The organism is Rubrivirga marina (assembly GCF_002283365.1).
Lineage (GTDB): Bacteria > Bacteroidota > Rhodothermia > Rhodothermales > Rubricoccaceae > Rubrivirga > Rubrivirga marina.
The window spans coordinates 1,084,605-1,102,723 of the sequence record NZ_MQWD01000001.1; the positions used below are offsets into that span (position 1 = coordinate 1,084,605).

Below are 18,119 nucleotides of genomic sequence, written 5' to 3' on the forward strand. Positions count from 1 at the left end.
AGGGGCAGTCGGCCGCCCCACGCCCGGGGCGGCTCCGGTCCCCGTTGCGCCATGCCCGAGTCCCCGTCCGTCGGCTTCCAGATCACGTCCGACCCGGACCTCACGACGGCCGAGGCGCCGACGGCCGGCGCGGCCGTCCGCGAGCGCGGCGGGGCCTACCGCCTCGTGCTCGTCGCCGACCTCGATCCGCAGGCGCCGGTGCCCGACTGGGAGGCCGGCGACCGCGTCTGGGACGTCGACGCGAACACGTTCGCCGACCGGATGAAGGCGCACGGTCCCACGCTGAGGGTCTCGGTGCCCGGCCTCGACGGCGAGCGCACCGAGCTCGAGTGGACGGCCGCCGCGCTCGACGCGTTCACGCCGGCCGGCATCGCCGAGCGCGTGCCGGCGCTCCGGGCCGCCGCCGCCGCGCAGGCCGCCCTCGCGGACGCGCCCGGCGGCTCGCTGGACGACCTCCGCACCAAGCTTCGAGCGACCGGCGTCGCCGGGGCCGACGCGCTCGCCGCGGCCGTCGCCGCCGGCCCGTCCGCTGGGTTGGCCTCCCGCCCGAGCGACGACGACGGCAGCCTCGATAACCTCCTCGGCCTGGTCGCCCTCGACGGCGACGACACGTCGGCGCCGCCCAAGAACTCCGCGCTCGGCGCCCTTGTGGACGCCGCATCGGAGCCGGCGGGAGGCGTCGACCGTGCGGCCGCGCAGCGCGCCTCGGACAACCTCGCCAGCCGCCTCCGCCAGACGCTGGCGGCCGTCGTCGAGCACCCGGACGTCCGCCGCGCCGAGGCCGCGTGGCGCGGGCTCCGGATGCTCGTGAAGCGGATGGCATTCCGCGACGGCGCGCGGCTGTCGGTGCTGGCCGCGCCCAAGGGCGCGCTCGCCGAGGCCGTCCACTTCCAGGTCCTCCTGCCCGAGTACGAGCACGGCTCCGAACGAACGCCGCTCGCCGCCGTCCTCCTCGACCACGCCGTCGAGGCGACCTCGGCCGACCTCGCCGCGCTGGGCGACCTCGCCGCGTCGGGCGCCAGTCTCCAGGTGCCGGTCGTCGTGAGCGCCGCGCCGGCCTTCTTCGGGCTCGACGCGCCGACCGATTTCTCGAAGCTCCCCCCGGCCACGGCCCTCCTCCAGCAGCCCGAGTACGCTGCGTTTCGGTCGCTTCGCACGCGGCCCGACGCGGCGTTCCTGTCGCTCGCCGTCCCGCCCTTCCTCATTCGCCATGCCTACGGGGACGACCATCCCGACAAGGTCCACGGCGTTGCGGGCGGCGAGCGGCTGTGGGGCGGGGGCGCGCTCCTCGTCGGGCTGGCGATGGCCGAGGCCCACAAGTCGCGCGGCTGGCCGACCGCGGCGGCAGGGCAGGCCGTCGGCGACCTGCCGGTCCGGGCCACGCGGATGGGCGCGATGCCGCTCGCAGCGACGTTCGGCGACAGCGTGCTGAACGACCTCGCGCGAGCCGGCGTCCTGGGGTTCTCGGGCCCCCTCCGCACCGACCGCGCCGTGATGGGCCCGCCCGCCTCGGCAGCCGTCGCGGGTGACTCGGAGAGCGCGGCCCAGACCAGCTTCTCGGCGGCCGTCATGACGGCGCTCGCCTCGCACCGGGCGCTCGTGATCGGCCCGGCGTGCGCCGGCCTGGAGCCCGACGCGGCACTCCAAGAGATCGACCGCCGCTTCCGCGCTTTCCTCCGCGGCGACGGCGGTCCCGTGGACGGCGACGCGGTGACGGTCCAGTACCTCGACGAGCACGACACGGAGACCTCCCGGACGTACGGCGTTCGCCTCCGGCCGCCGCGGGAAGTCCTGCCGCACCCGGTCGGGATCGTGTTTGGGGTCGAGGTGCCAACGACGCCAGCGGAGCCCGCGGATGCCGCCTGAGCCCCCCGGACCGTCGGTCGCGCCGCCGCCCCTCCGCGTCGAAGCGGAGGGGGAGGCGTGGACGTTCGACCGGCCCTTCACGGTCGGCCGGGAGGACTGCGACGTGACGCTCGACGAGGCCCGTGTGAGCCGGCGCCACCTCGAAGTCACGCCCGCCGACGCCGGCTGGTGGGTCGTCGACCTCGGCAGCGCCAACGGTACGCTGGTCGATGGCGAGCGCGTCGAACGCGTGTGGGTTGACGGCCCCCAGGCGGTGCAGGTGGGGGAGGGCGGCCCCGTCCTCCGGTTCGCGCTGGCGGCCGGCGCCGGGCCCGCCCGCCTCGGCGCCGCTCCGCCCGAGGCAGACCCGGCCGGGGTGCCCGACCCTTTCCGCCCCGACGAGGTCGAGTTCGGCGATCCGGCCCCCGAGCCGGCCGAGCGCCCTGATCTCTCGGACGCGGCTCCGGCCTCCACCGAGGCGGAGGCCCCAGGCCCGCCCCCTCCCGGTGGCCGGCGCGAGCCGTCGGCGGGCGGCGACGGCGAACTGTCCTACGACGCCGTCGTCGACCGCTACTTCGGTGGCGGCGAGGACGATGAGAACGTCGGCGAGCGGACGCGCTTTATCCGTCGGGCCTACGAGGACCTCCAGCAGGCCCAGCAGGAGGTCCAGAAGAAGGAGCGGTCGAAGTACCGGACGCTCATCCTCGCCGCGCTCGGCGTGAGCGTGATCGCGATCAGCTACGCCGGTTACCTCCAGTACCGCGCCGTGCAGTACCGCGCGCAGGCGCAGGAGCTGTTCTACGAGCTCAAGACCTATGAGATCGACGTGGCCGAGCAGGTGGCGTCCCTGGAGCGGCAGATCGAGGACAACCCAGGGGCCGCCGACAGCCTCTCCGTCGACCTTGAGCGCGCCCGTGCGGCCCGCCAGCGGACGGCCGCCCGCTACGACCAGTTCGTCCGCGCGCTCGGCGTCTACGACGGGCTGTCGTCGGAGGAGGAGGCCATCTACCGCGTCGCGCGCAACTTTGGCGAGAGCGAGATCGCGATCCCGGACGCGTTCGTCGACGAGGTCAAGGTGTACGTCGCGAAGTGGCGGCGGAGCGGGCGGTTCCAGCAGGCGGTCCGCCACGCGCAGGTCAACGGGTTCGATGTCCTCGCCGTCAACGCGCTGCGCCGCAACGGGATGCCGACGGAGTTCTTCTACCTCGCCCTCCAGGAGAGCAACTTCGACACGCGCGCGGTCGGGCCGCCGACGCGCTACGGCCACGCGAAGGGCGCCTGGCAGTTCATCCCCGAGACCGGCCAGCGCTACGGGCTCGAGCCGGGCCCGCTCGTGGCGACGAGCCAGTACGACCCGCTCGACGAGCGCCACGACTTCGGGCAGGCCGCCGACGCCGCCGGGCGGTACCTCCACGACATCTACACCCACCTCGCGCAGGCCAGCGGGCTCCTCGTCTGCGCGAGCTACAACTGGGGCGAGGGCCGGATCAAGAACCACATGCGTGGGATCGCCAACGACCCCCAGCACCGGACCTACTGGCGGTTCCTCACGGAGTACCGGAGCCGGATGCCGGCCGAGACGAAGGACTACGTCATGAACATCTTCGCCGCGGCCGTGATCGGGCAGAACCCGCGGATGTTCGGGATCGACATGGACCCACCCGTGCAGGTCGCCCTGGCCGGCGGGCGCGGCGGCATCCGCACCGAGGCGGAGCCGGCCTCCGGGCGGGCCGCCCGCCTCGGCACCCGCGCCGTCGACCGCGAACGCGCCGAGACGGAGCCCGCCGCCGACTAGACGACGCCGACTCGCCCACCCACGCTCCCAGCGCCGTGGACCCCAGCCCTCGCCCCTCGACCGTCCCGCCCGTCGCCGCCCAGACGCTCCGCCTCGCCGCGGGGGCACGGACCGATGTGGGCGCCGTCCGGAGCGAGAACCAGGACGCCTTCGGCGTGCTCCCCGCCCTCGCCATCGCCTCGGGCGACGTGCCCGGCCGCGTCGTGCCCCAGCCGGCCGTGTTCGCCGTGGCCGACGGGATGGGCGGCCACGAGGCCGGCGCCGAGGCGAGCAACGTGGCCGTCGACGCCATGATGGGGGCCTTCGGGCCCGATTTCCGGACCCAGTCCGACCGGCTCGCGCTCATGCGTGCGGCCATCACGGTGGCCAACGAGGCCGTCTGGGCCCGCGCCAACGCCGGCTCGTACCGCCGCCAGATGGGGACGACGTGCACGCTCCTCCTCATCGCCGACGGCCAGGCCTACCTCGGCCACGTCGGCGACAGTCGGGCCTACCGCGTCCGCGGCGAGCGGATCGTCCAGATGACGACGGACCATACGATCGGCGAGGCGGCCCGCCACGACCCGGCCCTCGCCGAGATCGCGCGGACGCGGGCCCACCACCTCACGCGCGCCATCGGCATCCGCGAGGACGTCGAGGTCGACGCGATCCAGGCCGGGGCCATCCAGCCCGGCGATCGGTTCGTCCTCTGCTCCGACGGCCTCGCGCCGGTCGGGCCCGACGAGCTCGTCCGGACGGTCCTCGCCTACACGCCCCAGGACGCGGCCGACTGGCTCGTGACGCGGGCCAGCACGCTCGGCAGCCGCGACAACGCGACGGCCGTCGTCGTCCAAGTCGCGCCATGACCTCCGCCCTGCGACCGCATCCGACTCCGCCCGCCTCGGCGCCGAGGCCCATGGAGTCGACGCCTTTCCCCCCGCCCCATGAGTGACGTCTCTCCCCCAGCCGACCCGCTGATCGGCGCCCGCGTCGGCGAGTACCACATCCAGGGCGTGCTCGGGCGCGGCGGGATGGGCGTGGTGTACCAGGCCGAGGACACCGCGCTCGGCATCCCCGTCGCGCTCAAGTCCATCACGGCCGGGATGACGACTGACGCCGCGTTCGTCCGTCGCTTCCGGACGGAGGCCCGCGCGATGGCCCGCGTCGCCAGCCCCCACATCGTCCGCGTGATGGCGCTCCGCGAGACGGAGCACGGGCTGTTCATCGTGATGGAGTACGTCGACGGCGGGAGCCTCCACGACCGGATGGCGAATGGGCCGATGCCGTGGGAGACGCTGTGGCCGCTCCTCCGGCAGATGCTCCTCGGGCTCGAAGCGGCCCACACCGTGGGCGTCGTCCACCGCGACATCAAGCCGCGGAACGTCCTCCTCACGACCGACGACACGGTCAAGCTGACCGACTTCGGCCTCGCGCGCCTCAGCGACACCGACGCCACGCGGACGCAGGCCGTGGCCGGCACGCTGGCCTACATGTCGCCCGAGCAGGTCCGCTCGCTCCCGACGCTCGACCACCGGAGCGACCTGTTCTCGCTCGGGCTGACGGCCTACGAGGCGCTCGTCGGGCGGCTCCCGTTCGACCGCGACGGCGGCGACTTCACCATGATGCGGGCCATCGTGGAAGACGCGTTCCCGCCGCCGACGAGCTTCAGCGAGCGCGTCACGGGCGGTGTGGCGGCGGCCCTCATGAAGTCGCTCGAGAAGGACCCCGCGGCGCGGTACCAGTCGGCCGCCGAGATGCGCGAGGCGCTCGCCGCCGCCGGCGACGACCCGACGCCGACGCTCACGCGCGTGCCGCGCCTGCCGGTGGTAGCGCCCCCGCCCACGCCTTCGGACGACGGCGACCCCGAGGCGCCCCCGTCGAGTCCGGCGCGGCAGGGACTCCCCGTGCCCATCGGTCTGCTGGCGCTCGTCGCGCTCGCCCTGCTGGGGCTCGGAGCCGGGGGCTGGTGGCTGACGCGGCCCGGTGCGCTCGCGCTCGTCCCGGCCGAGGGCGTCCGCTACTTCCTCGACGGCGAGCCGGTCGAGGGCACGCTCGAGCTGGACGCCGGGACGCACCAGGTCCGCTGCCTCGCCAACGACATCTCGGCCACGGCCGAGGTCGAGGTGACGCGGAACGCCACGCGACGCGTAGCCTGCCTCCCGCACGACCAGGCCGTCGACGTGTCGGCCTCGTGGAACGGGTCGGCCGAGCCGGCGGCCGTCATGGTCGACGGGGCGGAGGGGATGGCCCTGCCGGCGCGGCTGTCGCTCTCGACGGGCCGCCACACGCTCCGGATCGTGTCGCAGCGGATCGACAGCGTGGTCACGGTCGACGTCCCGCCGACGTTCGACCCCGAGCCGCCGCCGCCGCAGGCGCTCGCCATCCGCGCGGGGAGCGCGCCGGCCGAGCCGCTCGCCGGCGGCACCGAGGTGGGGCCAGTCACGCAGCAGCAGGGTGGGGGAGACGTGCCGCCGGTCCAGCCGACCCGCCCGCCGCCGCAGATGGGGCCGCAGACGCCGGGGCCGACCGGTCCGGCCGCGCCGCAGGTCGGGTTCGTCGACGCGTCGCTGGCGCCCGGCGTGACGCTCTCCATCGACGGTTCCGGTATCTCTAGTAACGGGAGCCGGGAGCTTCGGCCCGGCACCTACACCGCCCGCTGCCAAGCGGGCCCGCTCTCTGAATCGACCCGGATCACCGTCTCGCCCGGCCAGCGGACCCCCGTCGCGTGCTACGCGCCGGCCCGCGTCGTCCGCGTGAGCGTGACCTCGACCGACGCCGAGCGCCCGTGGATGTCCGTCGTCGTCGACGGGCAGGCCCAGGGCCAGACGCCGACGCAGGTCACCCTCCCGGTCGGGCGGCACACCGTCATCGTCCGGCGCCGCGGCTACGAGGTCGTCGGCGAGGACATGGTGACGGTCGACGTCCCGCCGCGCTTCTCCTCCGACCCGCTTCCGCCCGTCCCCCTCACGTTCCAGGTCCGCGCCGCGCAGTCCGGCTACTAGGCCCCTCCTGTCATGACCCGATTCTCGGCCCTCTTCCTCTCCGCTTTCGTCGCCGTCGGGTTGGCGGGCTGTGGCGGGTCCGGCGCCGCCGCGTCGCCGACGGGCAGCATCGCCGCCTGCGACGCTCCGCGTGAAACGACGACGGCCACCGCCAGCCTCGAACCGCCGCCGCCGGCCGACCCGCCGGCCTACGAGCCCGGATATGCCGCCGTCCGAGGCCAGAGCGCCGCGCTCGACGCGGCCGTCGCGGCGTACGACCAAGCGGACTTCGAGGCCGCCTCCAGCCAGTTCGACGCCGTCGCGACGTCCGCCAGCGGCGACGTCCGTCGCGTGGCCCTCCGGATGCTCGGGCGGACCCGCCTCGCGCTCGGCGACCGCGCCGGCTCCGCCGAGGCCCTGCGCCGGCTCGTCGCGACCGAGCCCCCGCTCGTCCGCCTCAACCCCGACGTCGAGCCGCTCGCGCTCCTCGAGACGTTCTACGAGGTTCGCCACGACCAGGACGGCTCGTACGCCGTCCAGACCGACCGCGGCCGGACGCTGGCTATCGCCGACTTCACCAACGGCTCGATCACCGACTTCCAGCAGGTCGACCCGCTCCGCCTCGGGTTCGCCTCGCTCATGATCGACCGGATGCGGAATTCGACCGACCTCGAGCTGGTCGAGCGCGTCCGCCTCCAGTGGCTTCTCGACGAGGCGGCGCTGGGCACGGGCGAGGCCGCGGGCCGCGAGGCCGGCCGCCTCCTCGGCGCCGATCAGGTCGTGTTCGGGACCTACATCAAGAACGGCAACGACATGCTCCTGACGGCCCGCGTGGTAGACGTCGAGACGGGGCGGATCCTGATGGGCGAGCGCGTGGAAGGCCGGGCCTCGCAGTTTGACGCGCTCGTGTCGTGCCTCAGCCAGCTCGTCGCCGAGGCCGTCGACGCCCGCCTTCCGGCCGAGCCGACGTCCCAGGCCTCGACGGAGTCGCTCGACGCCGTGATCGCCTACGCCCGCGGGCTGGCCCTGGAGGAGACGGAGGACTACGGCGCCGCGCTCGAGCAGTACCAGCTGGCGCTCTCGCTCGACCCCGACTACGAGCCGGCGCAGCTCCGCATGGACGAGGGCGTCATGCCGCTCATGGCCGCCAACAACTAGGCCCGCCGGCCACTCTCTTCTGGAGGCTCCCGCTTCCCGCCCCTGTGCTCCGCCTCTTTCTTTTTGCTGCCGCGTGCGCGCTCGGGCTGGTCGCCTGCGCCGGCCCCGTCGCCGTCGCCCCGACCCGCGCCCAGCTCGAAGCGCGCGTCGCCGAGAACCCACGCGACGTCGAGGCGCTCCGCGACCTCGGCGCGATCCTGGCCGTCGAGGAGGACTACGGCCCGGCCCTCGGCGCCTTCGCCCGTGCGCTCGCCGTCGACCCGACCGACGGGCAGACCCTCTACTTCGCCGGCCTCGTCAGCGAGGCGCTCGACCGGCCCGCCGAGGCGGAGGACACGTACGCCCGCTACCTCAATGTCGATGCGGGCGACGTCTACCGCGACTCGCTGCGGGCGCGGCTCAATGGGCTCGTCCGCGCGCGACTCCAGCGCGAGTTCGCCGAGGCGCTCGCGGTCGAGGACTCCGTGACGACCGGCCCGGCCGGCGATGCCGTCGGCGTGTTGCCATTCGCGTACCGGGGGGACAACGCGGAGTACCAGGCGCTCGGCCGCGGGCTGGCGGAGGTCTTGTCGATCGACCTCGCGTCGGTGCAGCCGCTGGAGGTGGTCGAGCGGGCGCGGCTCCAGGCGCTCCTCGCCGAGTACGACCTCGCCCGGCAGGGCATCCTCGACCCGCGCACGGCGCCGAGGACTGGGCGCCTCCTCCGCGCCGGCCGCCTCGTGGGGGGCGAAGTCGACGTGCAAGGCGAGGCGCTCCGCGTCGAGTCCGCCGTGTGGGCCGATTCGCTCCGGCAGCTCGAGACGACCGAGGGCGGCGTCGAGGACCTGTTCCGCGTCCAGAAGTCGATCACGCTCGACGTGCTCGAGGCGCTCGGCGTCGTCGTCTCTGAGACGGAGCGCGCGGAGCTCATGGAGGCCCCGACGGCAGACCTCGTCGCGTTCCTCCTCTACAGCCGCGGGCTCCTTCGAGAGGACGACGGCGACTTTGTCGGGGCCGCTCGGCTTTACGACGAGGCGTTCCAGCGGGATCCGACGTTTGCGCTCGCTGCGCAGGCACGGGAGGGCGCCGCGCTCTCGGCCGCCACGTCGGTCCCGCCCGGTCCCGCCCTCACGGCCGCGGCGAGTGCCGCGCTCGAGCCGGTCCCCGTCGAGGGGTCGTCGGCCGTCCAACGCGTCGCCGACGGGCTCCGTGAGACGCTGGTCGGCCACGTCGCGCCGGGCGAGGGCTCGCGTGAGCCCGGCGTCGAGGGGAGCCAAGCCGGCGCGCTCGGCCCGCTCCCCGATCCGCCTGCGCCGCCCCCAGCTGGGCAGAACCTCCCATGACGCCCCGTCACGTCCTCCTCCTCGCCGCGCTCGTACTGGCGGCACCCGTTACCGCTCAGGCCGGCCGCGTCGAGATCCGCCTCGACCCGACCATCCCCATCGCGGGACGGTCCGCCACCGTGACCGCCCGCTTCCTCGAGGCGCGTCCCGAGGCCGCGTCCCTCTTCGTCCGCGCCGTCGGTGAGACCACGTTCCTGGAGCTCGTGGCCTCGGAGCAGACCCCGAGCCTTTGGTCGGTGGCCGCCCCGTTCGACATCCCGCGGCAGGGCGTCGAGGTGTACGCCCAGTATCGGCTCGATGGTGAGACGTTCACCGAGCCGGTCCAGGCCCCGCAGGAGATGCCGTTCCGTGTGCCCTCCTTCGTGCCGGTGACCAGGTCGGACGTCACGCTTCCGGTCCGTCAGTACCGGATGGTCTCGGTCCCGCTCCACCTCGGTGAGGCTCCGGGCGTCCCCGTTACGCTGGGCAGCGACGACCCGGTCGCCGTCTTCGGCGACGACTTCGGCGACGACGGCGACCCGGCACAGTGGCGCCTGCTCCGGTGGGACCCGCTCGCCGAGGCGTACCGTGACGCCGTGCGCGACGCTGCCTCGTTCGATCGGGTCCGTCCCGGGGCGGGCTACTGGCTCATTACGAGCCGAATCGGCACGTTCGACGTGGAGAACGGGTTGTCGACGGGAGCCGCGATCGTGGACGGCGCGCCGCGGGCGGCCGATGTGACGATCCCTATCCAGACGGGGTGGAACCAGATCGGGAGCCCGTTCCTCTTTCCCATCCAGTGGGCCGACGTGGGCCGCCCGGCGGGCGTCGAGGACCCGGTCGCCTTCACCGGCACGTTCGTGGGCGGGCAGGCGACTCTCCGTCCGTGGGAGGGCTACTTCGTATTCAATCCCGGCCCCGAGGGGGTCCTACGATTCCGCGCGCGCCCGGGGGAGGGCGGCGCGGCGCGGACGGTGGCGGAGCGGGTCCAGGAGCGGGCCGGGGTGGGGGCGGGCGTCCTCCACGTGACGGCCTCGCAGGGAGGCGTCACGGACGAAGTCGTGCTCGGCGTCGACGGATCGGCGGCGGGTACCGTCGGCGGGCCGGTTGACCTCCGTAAGCCGCCCGCCGTTGACAGCGGGCTCCGGCTCTCGGCGCGGGCCGATGGTGAGGAGTGGATCAGCCGGTTCCAGCCGCGCGACGCGGCGGTGTGGACGGTGACGGTCGCGGCGGACGACGACGTGGACCTTGACTTCACCCCGTACGGCGACTGGCCGGACGGGCTCGTCGTTGAGGACCTCGACCGGGGCGAGGCGCTCGCGGTCGTGGGTGATCGCGTCCGCGTCGAGGCGATCGACGGGGCGCCCATCCGCCGGCTGGCGGTCCGCGCCGGCACCGGTCTGACCGCAGCGCCGGCTGGGCCGTCGTTCGGCACGCCCCGGCCCAACCCGACAACGGGCGCCGTGACGGTCCCCGTGACGCTCCCCGGCCCCGCCCGCTTCGAGGTGGTCGACGTGCTCGGCCGCGTCGTTCGCGCGACGCGGCTGGACGGGACCGAAGTCGTCGTCGGCTGGGACGGCCAAGACGGGGCCGGCTGCGCGGTCGCGGCCGGCGTCTACCTCCTCCGGCTTTCGTCCGCGTCGGGCTCCGCTGCCGCGCGCGTCACTCTCCTCTCTCCATGACCTGTCTGCGCCGCTCGGCCGTCCTGTTCGCACTCGTCACGGCGGGCGTCGCCGCCCAGCCGTCGCCTCGCGTCGTCGTCGAGGCCGGCGCCGTGTCGCAGACCTATTCGACGGGGGACGAGCGGTCGGTCAGCGAGGTCGTCGTTCCGATCTCGGCCGCAGCCGAGGTGGTGCCCGGGTTGTCGGTCGGCGTCCAGGCCGTCTACGCGACGGTCAGCGGCGACGGGTTGGAGTCACTGAGCGGGCTGGGCGACACCCAGCTCAGCGTGGGGTACCGGCGCCCGCTCGGGGCCGCCATCGTCGACCTCCTGGTCGCGTCGAGCCTCCCGACGGGCCAGACGGCGCTGACGGTCGAGCAGTTCGCGACGTCCGCCGCGCTCGCCGTCGACGACTTCGCGTTTGCGCTGCCGACGCTCGGGCAAGGGGCCGTGGTGTCGCCTGGGATCGCGCTGGCGGTCCCGGCGGGCGAGGGGATGGCCGCCGGGTTCGGGGCCGCGTACTCGGCCCGGTCAGCCTACACGCTCTTTGCGGGCGACACGTCGGCCTACGCGCCGGCCAACGAGGTCATCCTGACGGCTGGCGTCGACGCCTCGATCGGCGGCGCCTCGTCGTTCCGTCTGGAGGGCTCGTACGTGCTCTACGGGGACGACGGCTACAGGGGCCAGACCTTCAGCCCCGGTGATCGGGCGGTGGTCACGATGCTGGCCGACCTGGCTGGCCGATACGTCCGGAGTCAGATCCTCGCGCGCTATCGCCACGTGTTCGACGGTGCGATCGGCGAGGAGGCCCCTCGACCCGTGGCGTACCTGCGGCCGTCGCAGGCGAAGGTGGCCGTCAGCCTCGGGTTCGGGCCGGAGACCGCCGAGGTCGCGCTCTCGGCCGGCGCGCGGTACTACGGCACCGGCGTCGGCTTCTACGGCTCGGACTCGGGCGAGGACATCATTCGGACTGCGCCCGCCGCGCTCGCCGAGCAACAGGTGCTCGTGGACCTGGGCGTCGCCCCACGATTCGCCGTCGGAGCGAACGCACTCGTGCGCGGGAGCTTCGTCTATACGCTCGGGGTCGCCGAGGCCATCGGGGCGCCGCCGCTGACAGGCTATCGCGTCGGCGCCAGCGTTCGCGTCGGCTTTTAGGTCGGCCCGCCTCGGGGCCGCGGTCGGGGGGCGGCGGTGCGCCCGAGGCCGAGCGGGTCGGTGCAGTCTCCGTGGCGGCACGGTTTCGTCACAGGACGTGGGGCGAGTGTGGCGTTACCCTCTGCCCGCATCCACCACGTGCCCATGCCTCGCCTCGCGCTCTGCGCCCTCGCCGCCGTCGCGCTCTCCGCGTCCACTCCGGTCCCGCCGCCCTCCGCGCCCGCCGTCCGCTGGGGCGAGCACGGCCACCGGCTCGTCGGCCGCGCCGCCGCCGACGCGCTCCCGGACTCGATGCCGGCCTTCTTTCGCGACGCCGCCGCCCAGCTCTCGTACCTCAACCCGGAGCCCGACCGCTGGCGCGACCGGACCGAGCGCGACCTCGACCGGGCCATGGACGCCGCCCACGCGCCCGAGCACTACATCGACCTCGAGCTCGTCCCGGCCGGCGTGCTCGACGCCCCCGACCGCCTCGCCTTCGCCGACTCGCTGGCGGCCCACGGCGGGGACGCCAAGACGGCGGGCGTCCTTCCGTACCAGATCCTCGAGCTCACGCAGCGGATCCGCGTCGGCTTCCGGAACTGGCGGGCGGCCGAGAGCGATGAGGAGCGGGCTTACATCGAGGAGCGGATCGTCAACGACGCCGGCATCCTCGGCCACTACGTCGCCGACGGCTCGAACCCGCACCACACGACGATCCACTACAACGGGTGGGCCGGGGACGACGGCCGATTCGCGACGCTCGAGCGCGGCTTCCACGGCCGGTTCGAGAGCGCCTACGTCGAGGCGAACGTCAGCCTCGGCGACGTCGAGGCCGCGCTCACGGCGCCGGCCCGCGACCTCGGTCCGCTCCGCCCGGCGGTCTGGTCGTACGTGGCGGACACGCACGCGCTCGTGGAGCGGCTCTACGAGCTCGACGAGGTCGAGACGTTCGGCCCCGACACGCAGGGCGCGGACCACAAGGCGTTCGCCGTAGACCGGTTGGCGGCCGGTGCGGCCATGCTCCGCGACCTCTGGTGGACTGCCTGGGTCACCAGCGCCGAATAGCCCCGAGCCCGACCGAGGCGGGCGGAGTCGGTCCGCCTCAGGGGCGTCCTGCCCCACCTCTCGCGCGCGTCAGGCGACGGCCGCCTCCACCTCGGCCTCGAGGCGGGCGCGGATGGACAGGAGCGTCCGGCCGAGGATCTGCGAGACCCGGGCCTCGCTGACCTGGAAGACGGCCCCGATCTCGCGGAGCGTGAGCCCCTCGTCGTAATACATGCCCACCATGGCCCGCGTCCGCGAAGGGAGCCCTTCGATGACCGTCCGGACCTGGCCGAGCGTGTGGGCTTGGTCGGCCGTGTCAAACCCGGCGCCGGCGCCGTCGTCGCCGACCACGTCGTGCAGCGACTCGTCCCGCTCGGGGCCGGCCGGCGCGTCGAGCGACAGGGCGAACCGAGCCTGGGCCTCGACCATCAGCTGGTCGTAGTCGGCGAGGCCGAGACCGAGGCGGTCGGCGATCTCGCGGTCGGTGGGCTCCGCGCCGAGCTCCTGGCGGAGGGCCTCGGCCACGCGGCCGGCCTCGGCGACCCGCTTCCGCTTGGCCAGCGACAGGACGTCGAGGGAGCGGAGGTAGTCGACGACGGCCCCGCGCACCCGGAGGTAGGCGAACGTCAGGAAGGACGCGCCGGCCTTGGGGTCGTACCCGTTGAGGGCCTCGACGAGGCCGACGAGGCCGGCCCCCTCGAGGTCCTCGCGGCTGGCCAGCGGGTGGGCCGGCACGGGCACCTTCCCCACGATCGAGCGGACGAGCGGGACGCCGGCCAGCACGGCCGCCTCGCGGCGGACGGCGGAGGGGTCGGCGAGGTAGCGCTCGACGAGAGCCTGGAGGTCGGGAGCGGGCACGGCTAGTCGCGGGCGGGGGCGAGGAGGCGGCGGAGGGCCGGGCGGCCCAGGGTGAGCACGCCGTAGACGATGAGGCCGACGCCGCCCGCGGCCGAGAGGTCACCCGGCGAGAGCGACAGCCCCCGGCCGAGGAGCACGGCCAGGAAGGCGAGGAGTGCGGCGGAGCGGGCGAGACCGTGGGACATCGGAGCGGGCGGAGAGCGTCAGGCGGCGGCCGAGGTCGTCGGAGCCGGGAGCAGCGGGGCGAGCGCTCCCGCGAGGCCTGCGAACGCCGTGCGGAGAGAGGCGGAGCGCCGGACGGCGGGGACCTGCGCGCGCGCGGCGGCCCGGACCTGGGCGTCGTACGGGAGCCACCCCACCGGCGACGGCGACTGCCCCAGGAACTGGGTCGTCAGCTCGGCGAACCGCTCGGCCGTCCGGACCGCGTCCGCGTCGGTGTCGGCCGCGTTGACGACGGCCAGGAAGGGGTACGTCGGGGCCACGTGCCAGACGGCCTTCGCGAGGGCGTAGGCCCCCGTCACCGCCGTCGGTTCGCCAACGACGACGAGGAGCCCCGCGTCGGCCCGGTCGAGCGCCCACCGGACGAGCCCGTCCAGCCCGGCCGGTGCGTCGATGAGGACCACGTCGTGCGTGGCCGCGGCCAGGTCGATGACGGCGTCGAACGCTTCGTAGAGCGCCGGGCACACGTCGCCGGGCCGGGTCGCAGAGCCGCCGACGACCAGCGAGAGGCCGCCCGCGGTCTGGTGGAACGCCCGCTCGGCGGGGACGGCGCCGCTCGCCACGGCGAGGACGCTCGCCCGCGGCTCCTCGTTGAGGAGCGTCGCGCACGAGCTCTGGCAGGGGTCGGCGTCGAGGAGCGCGACCGACCGGCCCGCCTCAGCCAGCGTCTCGGCGAGGTTGACGGCGATGGTGCTCTTGCCCGTGCCCCCCTTGCCGCTGACGACCGCGAGGACGATGCCGTGCGGCGAGGAGGGAGTGGGGAGAGGAGCCATGGTGCGGAGAGGGTCCATGAGAGGGGGGAGGGGCTAGGCGCTGACGGGGCGTGCGCGTGCGGGACTCTCGGAGAGGACGGTAGAGACGAGCGAGTGGAGGTCGAGCCCGACCGCGCGGCCGTCCGGCGCCACGGCTGCGCGGCGAGGCTCCGGGGGCGGGGAGGCCGATCGGGCCGGCGGCGGTGCGGCCGGTCGAGTGGTCTGGTGATCGGCCCGTGCGAGGTCGGAGGGAGCGGATCCCGAGGCCGCGAAGCGGAGCGGGAGGCCGAGGACGTCGGTCCAGACGTCGCCGGCGGCCGGGGCCTCGTCGAGCCGCGTGAGCGCCAGCGCGTCGGGGCGGAGGCCGAGGGCCGCGACGGTCGCGGCGGTCAGCGTCGCCGGCGCCCGCGTGGCGTCGACGGCGAGGTGGACCTCGGCCCGGCCGAGCGGGGCCAGCACCTCGCCGAGGCGGGCCACGACGGGCCGCGCGCGGTCGGCGGCGAGGGGGAGCGCCGGCGTGTCGACCACGACGAAGTCGGCGCCGGTCTCGGCGAAGCGGGCGAGCGCCTCGGCGGTCTCCTCGGCCGTGTGGACGACGGCCACGGGGACGCCTGCGGCCCAGAACACGGGGGCGGCGTCGGGGGCGTGGCCGCCTTCCGGGGCCACGATCAGCGCTGCCGGCTGCGACGCGCCGGCGAGCGCAGGCGCCAGCGCCAGCCGGAGCGCCAGCGACGTCTTCCCAGCCCCGGCCGGCCCAACGAAGACGACCGGGGTGGGACCGGTGGGCGCGGCGGGCGCGAGGCGGGCGAGGGCGGACTCGAGCGTCGCCAGCCGTGCGCGGAGCGCGGCCACCTCGGCGGCCGTCGCACCGGGCTCCGTCGCGGGAGCCGACGGGGCGATCAGAGGCGTCCAGGCCGGAAGGGCGGGCCCCGCCGGCTGGGCCGGCGCGGAAATCGGTTCCGTCGGCTTCGGACGCACGTTCCGGGCCGCCCCGTAGCCGTAGGCCCGGGGAGCGGCCTTGGCGACCGGCTCAGGGACTGCGGGGGGCGGCGTCGGCCGGGGCGCGGGCGCCGACGCCGGCCGGGCCGCCGGTGTGGGCTTGGCGACCGGCGTGTCGTCGAAGGCGACCGTCACGGACGCCGGTCTGCCGGCCGCGCCGGGCGTCGACTGGAGCATCACCACGTCGCGGCCGAACAGGCGTCGCGCGTCGGCGAGGGCCTCGCGGATGGAGGGGCCGGTGACGGTCTTGAGGGTCATGAACAGGCCGAGAAGGGCGCTACGGGAGGCTCACCTGCCCCTCCACGTCCACCGGCGCCTCGGGCACGAGGTCTTGGTAGGACAGGACCGCGACGTCCGGGAGGACGGGGTCGAGGAAGGCGAAGAGGGTGGCGCGGAGCACGGGGGAGGTCAGGAGGACCGGCGGGTGGCCGGCGGCGATCAGCGGTTTCAGCCGGGCCTCGGCCTCGGCCTGGAGCCGAGCGGCCCGGTCGGGGTCGAGGCCGAGCGTGCTCGGGTTGAGCTCACCGGTCTGCGCCCTCTCTAGCAAGTGGTGTTCCAGGGTCGGGTCGAGCACGACGGCGTGGAGCCGGCCGTCGGGTCCGGAGAAGTGCCGCGTGAGCGTGGGCGCGAGGGCGGCCCGCGCGAACTCCGTCAGCACCTCCGGACTCTTCGTCGAGGCCGCTCGGTCGGCCAGGGCTTCGAGGATCAGGACGAGGTCGCGGATCGGGACGCGTTCCTGGAGCAGCCGCTTCAGCACGCGCTGGACGCTGCCGACCGAGAGCTGGTCGGGCACGAGCTCGCCCACGAGCGCCGGGGCCGACTCCTGCACCTTGTCGAGCAACTCGCGCGTGCCCTGCCGCGTGAGGAGCGCGTGGGCGTGCTTGCGGAGCGTCTCCAGGAGGTGCGTCGCGATGACGGCCGGGGCCTCGACCGTCGCCAGCCCGAGGCGCTCGGCCTCGGGGAGCGACCGGTCCGCGACCCACACCGCCTCGAGCCCGAATGTTGGGTCGACGGTCCGGATGCCGGGGGGCGCCTCGTCGTTCCCGTCGAGGAGAAGAGCGAGGTGGTAGCCCGGGAGGGCCTCGCCGCGCGCCACGTCGTTGCCGCGGAGCTTGACCACGTAGGCGTTCGCGTCGAGCGCCACGTTGTCGCGGATCCGGACGGGCGGGACCACGATGCCCATCTCGGTCGCCAGCTGGCGGCGGAGCATCGAGATCCGCTCGAGGAGGTCGCCGCCCTGGGCCGGGTCGACGACGGGGATGAGGCCGTAGCCGATCTCGAGCTCCAGTTCGTCGACCAGGAGGAGGTCGGCCGGTTCGGGCTCCGGCGCGGGGGCCGTCTCGGCGGGCCGGGCCGCTTCCTCGGCCTCGTCGGCGATCGTGCCGGCGCGGCGGAACGCGACGAACGCGAGGCCCCCCGCGAGCGCCCAGAATGGGACGATCGGGAGGCCCGGCAGCACGCCGAGGAGCGCCATGAACCCGGCCGTCACGAACAGGGCCTCCGGCTTGCCGAACAGCTGCGACTGGGTCTCGGACGAGAGGTTGCCCTCGCCGGACGCCCGCGAGACGATGAGGCCGGCGGCCGTCGAGATGAGGAGCGCCGGGATCTGGCTCACGAGCCCGTCGCCGATCGACAGCAACGTGAACGTCTGGGCGGCCTCGGCCGGCCCCATCCCGTACTGCGCGACCCCGATGATGAGCCCGCCGACGATGTTGATGGCCGTGATGACGAGCCCGGCCATGGCGTCGCCGCGGACGAACTTCGAGGCGCCGTCCATGGCCCCGTAGAAGTCGGCCTCGCGCGAGACTTCGGAGCGGCGGCGCTTGGCCTCGCCCTCGTCGATGAGCCCGGCGTTGAGGTCGGCGTCGATCGCCATCTGCTTGCCGGGCAGGGCGTCGAGCGTGAACCGCGCGCCGACCTCCGCGATCCGCCCCGAGCCCTTCGTGATGACCACGAAGTTGATGAGGACGAGGACGAGGAAGACGATGGCGCCGACCACGTAATTCCCCGACACCACGAACTCCCCGAACGCCTCGATGAGCGCGCCCGCCTTGGCCTCGCCCAGGATGAGCCGCGTCGAGGCCACGTTGAGCGACAGCCGGAACAGCGTCGTCACGAGGAGGAGCCCCGGGAAGATGCCGAAGTCGAGCGGGCGCTCGGCGTAGAACGCCGTGAGGAGGACGGCCAGGCTGATGGCGATGTTCGTCGCCAGCAGGAGGTCGAGGAGGAACCCCGGGAGGGGCACCACCATCACGAACAGGACGAGGACGAGCCCGGTGGCGGCCAGGGCCTCCCCGTTCAGCGTGAACGCGGGCGGTCGGGCGGCGGGGACGGCGGCGGCGGACATGGCTTAGAGGCGGGCCGACGAGTCCGCCCGCCTCGGCGCCGAGGCGG

Annotated in this window: 14 protein-coding genes; 9 read left to right on the plus strand and 5 right to left on the minus strand. The window is 74.6% G+C overall.

Annotated elements, in window-relative coordinates; genetic code table 11:
* Window positions 1-51: 51 nt before the first annotated feature.
* The 9 genes from BSZ37_RS04425 (at window position 52) to BSZ37_RS04465 (ending at window position 12,918) form a co-directional block, all read left to right on the plus strand.
* A complete protein-coding gene (locus BSZ37_RS04425; protein ID WP_095509380.1) occupies window positions 52-1,866 on the plus strand; it encodes a type VI secretion system contractile sheath domain-containing protein in 1,815 nt (604 codons plus the stop codon).
* Window positions 1,856-3,640 (plus strand): FHA domain-containing protein, encoded by a 1,785-nt coding sequence (locus tag BSZ37_RS04430; RefSeq protein ID WP_095509381.1) that lies wholly within the window; start codon window positions 1,856-1,858, stop codon window positions 3,638-3,640. Before BSZ37_RS04425 ends, BSZ37_RS04430 begins: the two co-directional genes overlap by 11 nt.
* A 35-nt stretch (window positions 3,641-3,675) precedes the next feature.
* Window positions 3,676-4,485, plus strand: coding sequence for a PP2C family protein-serine/threonine phosphatase (locus BSZ37_RS04435; RefSeq protein ID WP_095509382.1), 810 nt, complete (start codon window positions 3,676-3,678; stop codon window positions 4,483-4,485).
* A gap of 78 nt (window positions 4,486-4,563) precedes the next feature.
* Window positions 4,564-6,621: a serine/threonine-protein kinase gene (locus BSZ37_RS04440; protein WP_095509383.1), complete on the plus strand. Its 2,058-nt coding sequence runs from the start codon at window positions 4,564-4,566 to the stop codon at window positions 6,619-6,621.
* Between the two features lie 12 nt (window positions 6,622-6,633).
* Window positions 6,634-7,758 carry a hypothetical protein gene (locus BSZ37_RS04445; RefSeq protein WP_095509384.1) on the plus strand — a complete coding sequence of 375 codons (1,125 nt, stop codon included), beginning with the start codon at window positions 6,634-6,636 and terminating at the stop codon, window positions 7,756-7,758.
* Window positions 7,759-7,802: 44 nt separating this feature from the next.
* Window positions 7,803-9,080: a CsgG/HfaB family protein gene (locus BSZ37_RS04450; RefSeq protein ID WP_095509385.1), complete on the plus strand. Its 1,278-nt coding sequence runs from the start codon at window positions 7,803-7,805 to the stop codon at window positions 9,078-9,080.
* Window positions 9,077-10,741: a T9SS type A sorting domain-containing protein gene (locus tag BSZ37_RS04455; protein ID WP_095509386.1), complete on the plus strand. Its 1,665-nt coding sequence runs from the start codon at window positions 9,077-9,079 to the stop codon at window positions 10,739-10,741. The genes BSZ37_RS04450 and BSZ37_RS04455 overlap by 4 nt, the downstream gene beginning before the upstream one ends.
* Window positions 10,738-11,874 (plus strand): hypothetical protein, encoded by a 1,137-nt coding sequence (locus BSZ37_RS04460; RefSeq protein ID WP_095509387.1) that lies wholly within the window; start codon window positions 10,738-10,740, stop codon window positions 11,872-11,874. The genes BSZ37_RS04455 and BSZ37_RS04460 overlap by 4 nt, the downstream gene beginning before the upstream one ends.
* Before the next feature lie 144 nt (window positions 11,875-12,018).
* Window positions 12,019-12,918, plus strand: a complete 900-nt coding sequence (locus BSZ37_RS04465) for a phospholipase C/P1 nuclease family protein (protein ID WP_095509388.1) — start codon at window positions 12,019-12,021, stop codon at window positions 12,916-12,918.
* A 69-nt stretch (window positions 12,919-12,987) separates the two neighbouring features.
* Here BSZ37_RS04465 and BSZ37_RS04470 read toward each other — a convergent pair whose 3' ends face one another.
* From BSZ37_RS04470 to flhA, 5 genes are read right to left on the minus strand one after another with little or no spacing between them, the layout of a single operon-like run.
* Window positions 12,988-13,755: a sigma-70 family RNA polymerase sigma factor gene (locus BSZ37_RS04470; RefSeq protein WP_095509389.1), complete on the minus strand. Its 768-nt coding sequence runs from the start codon at window positions 13,753-13,755 to the stop codon at window positions 12,988-12,990.
* 2 nt (window positions 13,756-13,757) lie between these two features.
* Window positions 13,758-13,940 carry a hypothetical protein gene (locus BSZ37_RS04475; protein ID WP_095509390.1) on the minus strand — a complete coding sequence of 61 codons (183 nt, stop codon included), beginning with the start codon at window positions 13,938-13,940 and terminating at the stop codon, window positions 13,758-13,760.
* An 18-nt stretch (window positions 13,941-13,958) separates the two neighbouring features.
* Window positions 13,959-14,747 carry a MinD/ParA family ATP-binding protein gene (locus BSZ37_RS04480; protein WP_095509391.1) on the minus strand — a complete coding sequence of 263 codons (789 nt, stop codon included), beginning with the start codon at window positions 14,745-14,747 and terminating at the stop codon, window positions 13,959-13,961.
* A gap of 33 nt (window positions 14,748-14,780) precedes the next feature.
* Window positions 14,781-15,983, minus strand: a complete 1,203-nt coding sequence (locus BSZ37_RS04485) for a hypothetical protein (protein WP_095509392.1) — start codon at window positions 15,981-15,983, stop codon at window positions 14,781-14,783.
* A 19-nt stretch (window positions 15,984-16,002) separates the two neighbouring features.
* On the minus strand, window positions 16,003-18,072 hold the full coding sequence (gene flhA, locus BSZ37_RS04490; RefSeq protein WP_095509393.1) for a flagellar biosynthesis protein FlhA: 2,070 nt from the start codon (window positions 18,070-18,072) through the stop codon (window positions 16,003-16,005).
* Window positions 18,073-18,119: the final 47 nt, after the last annotated feature.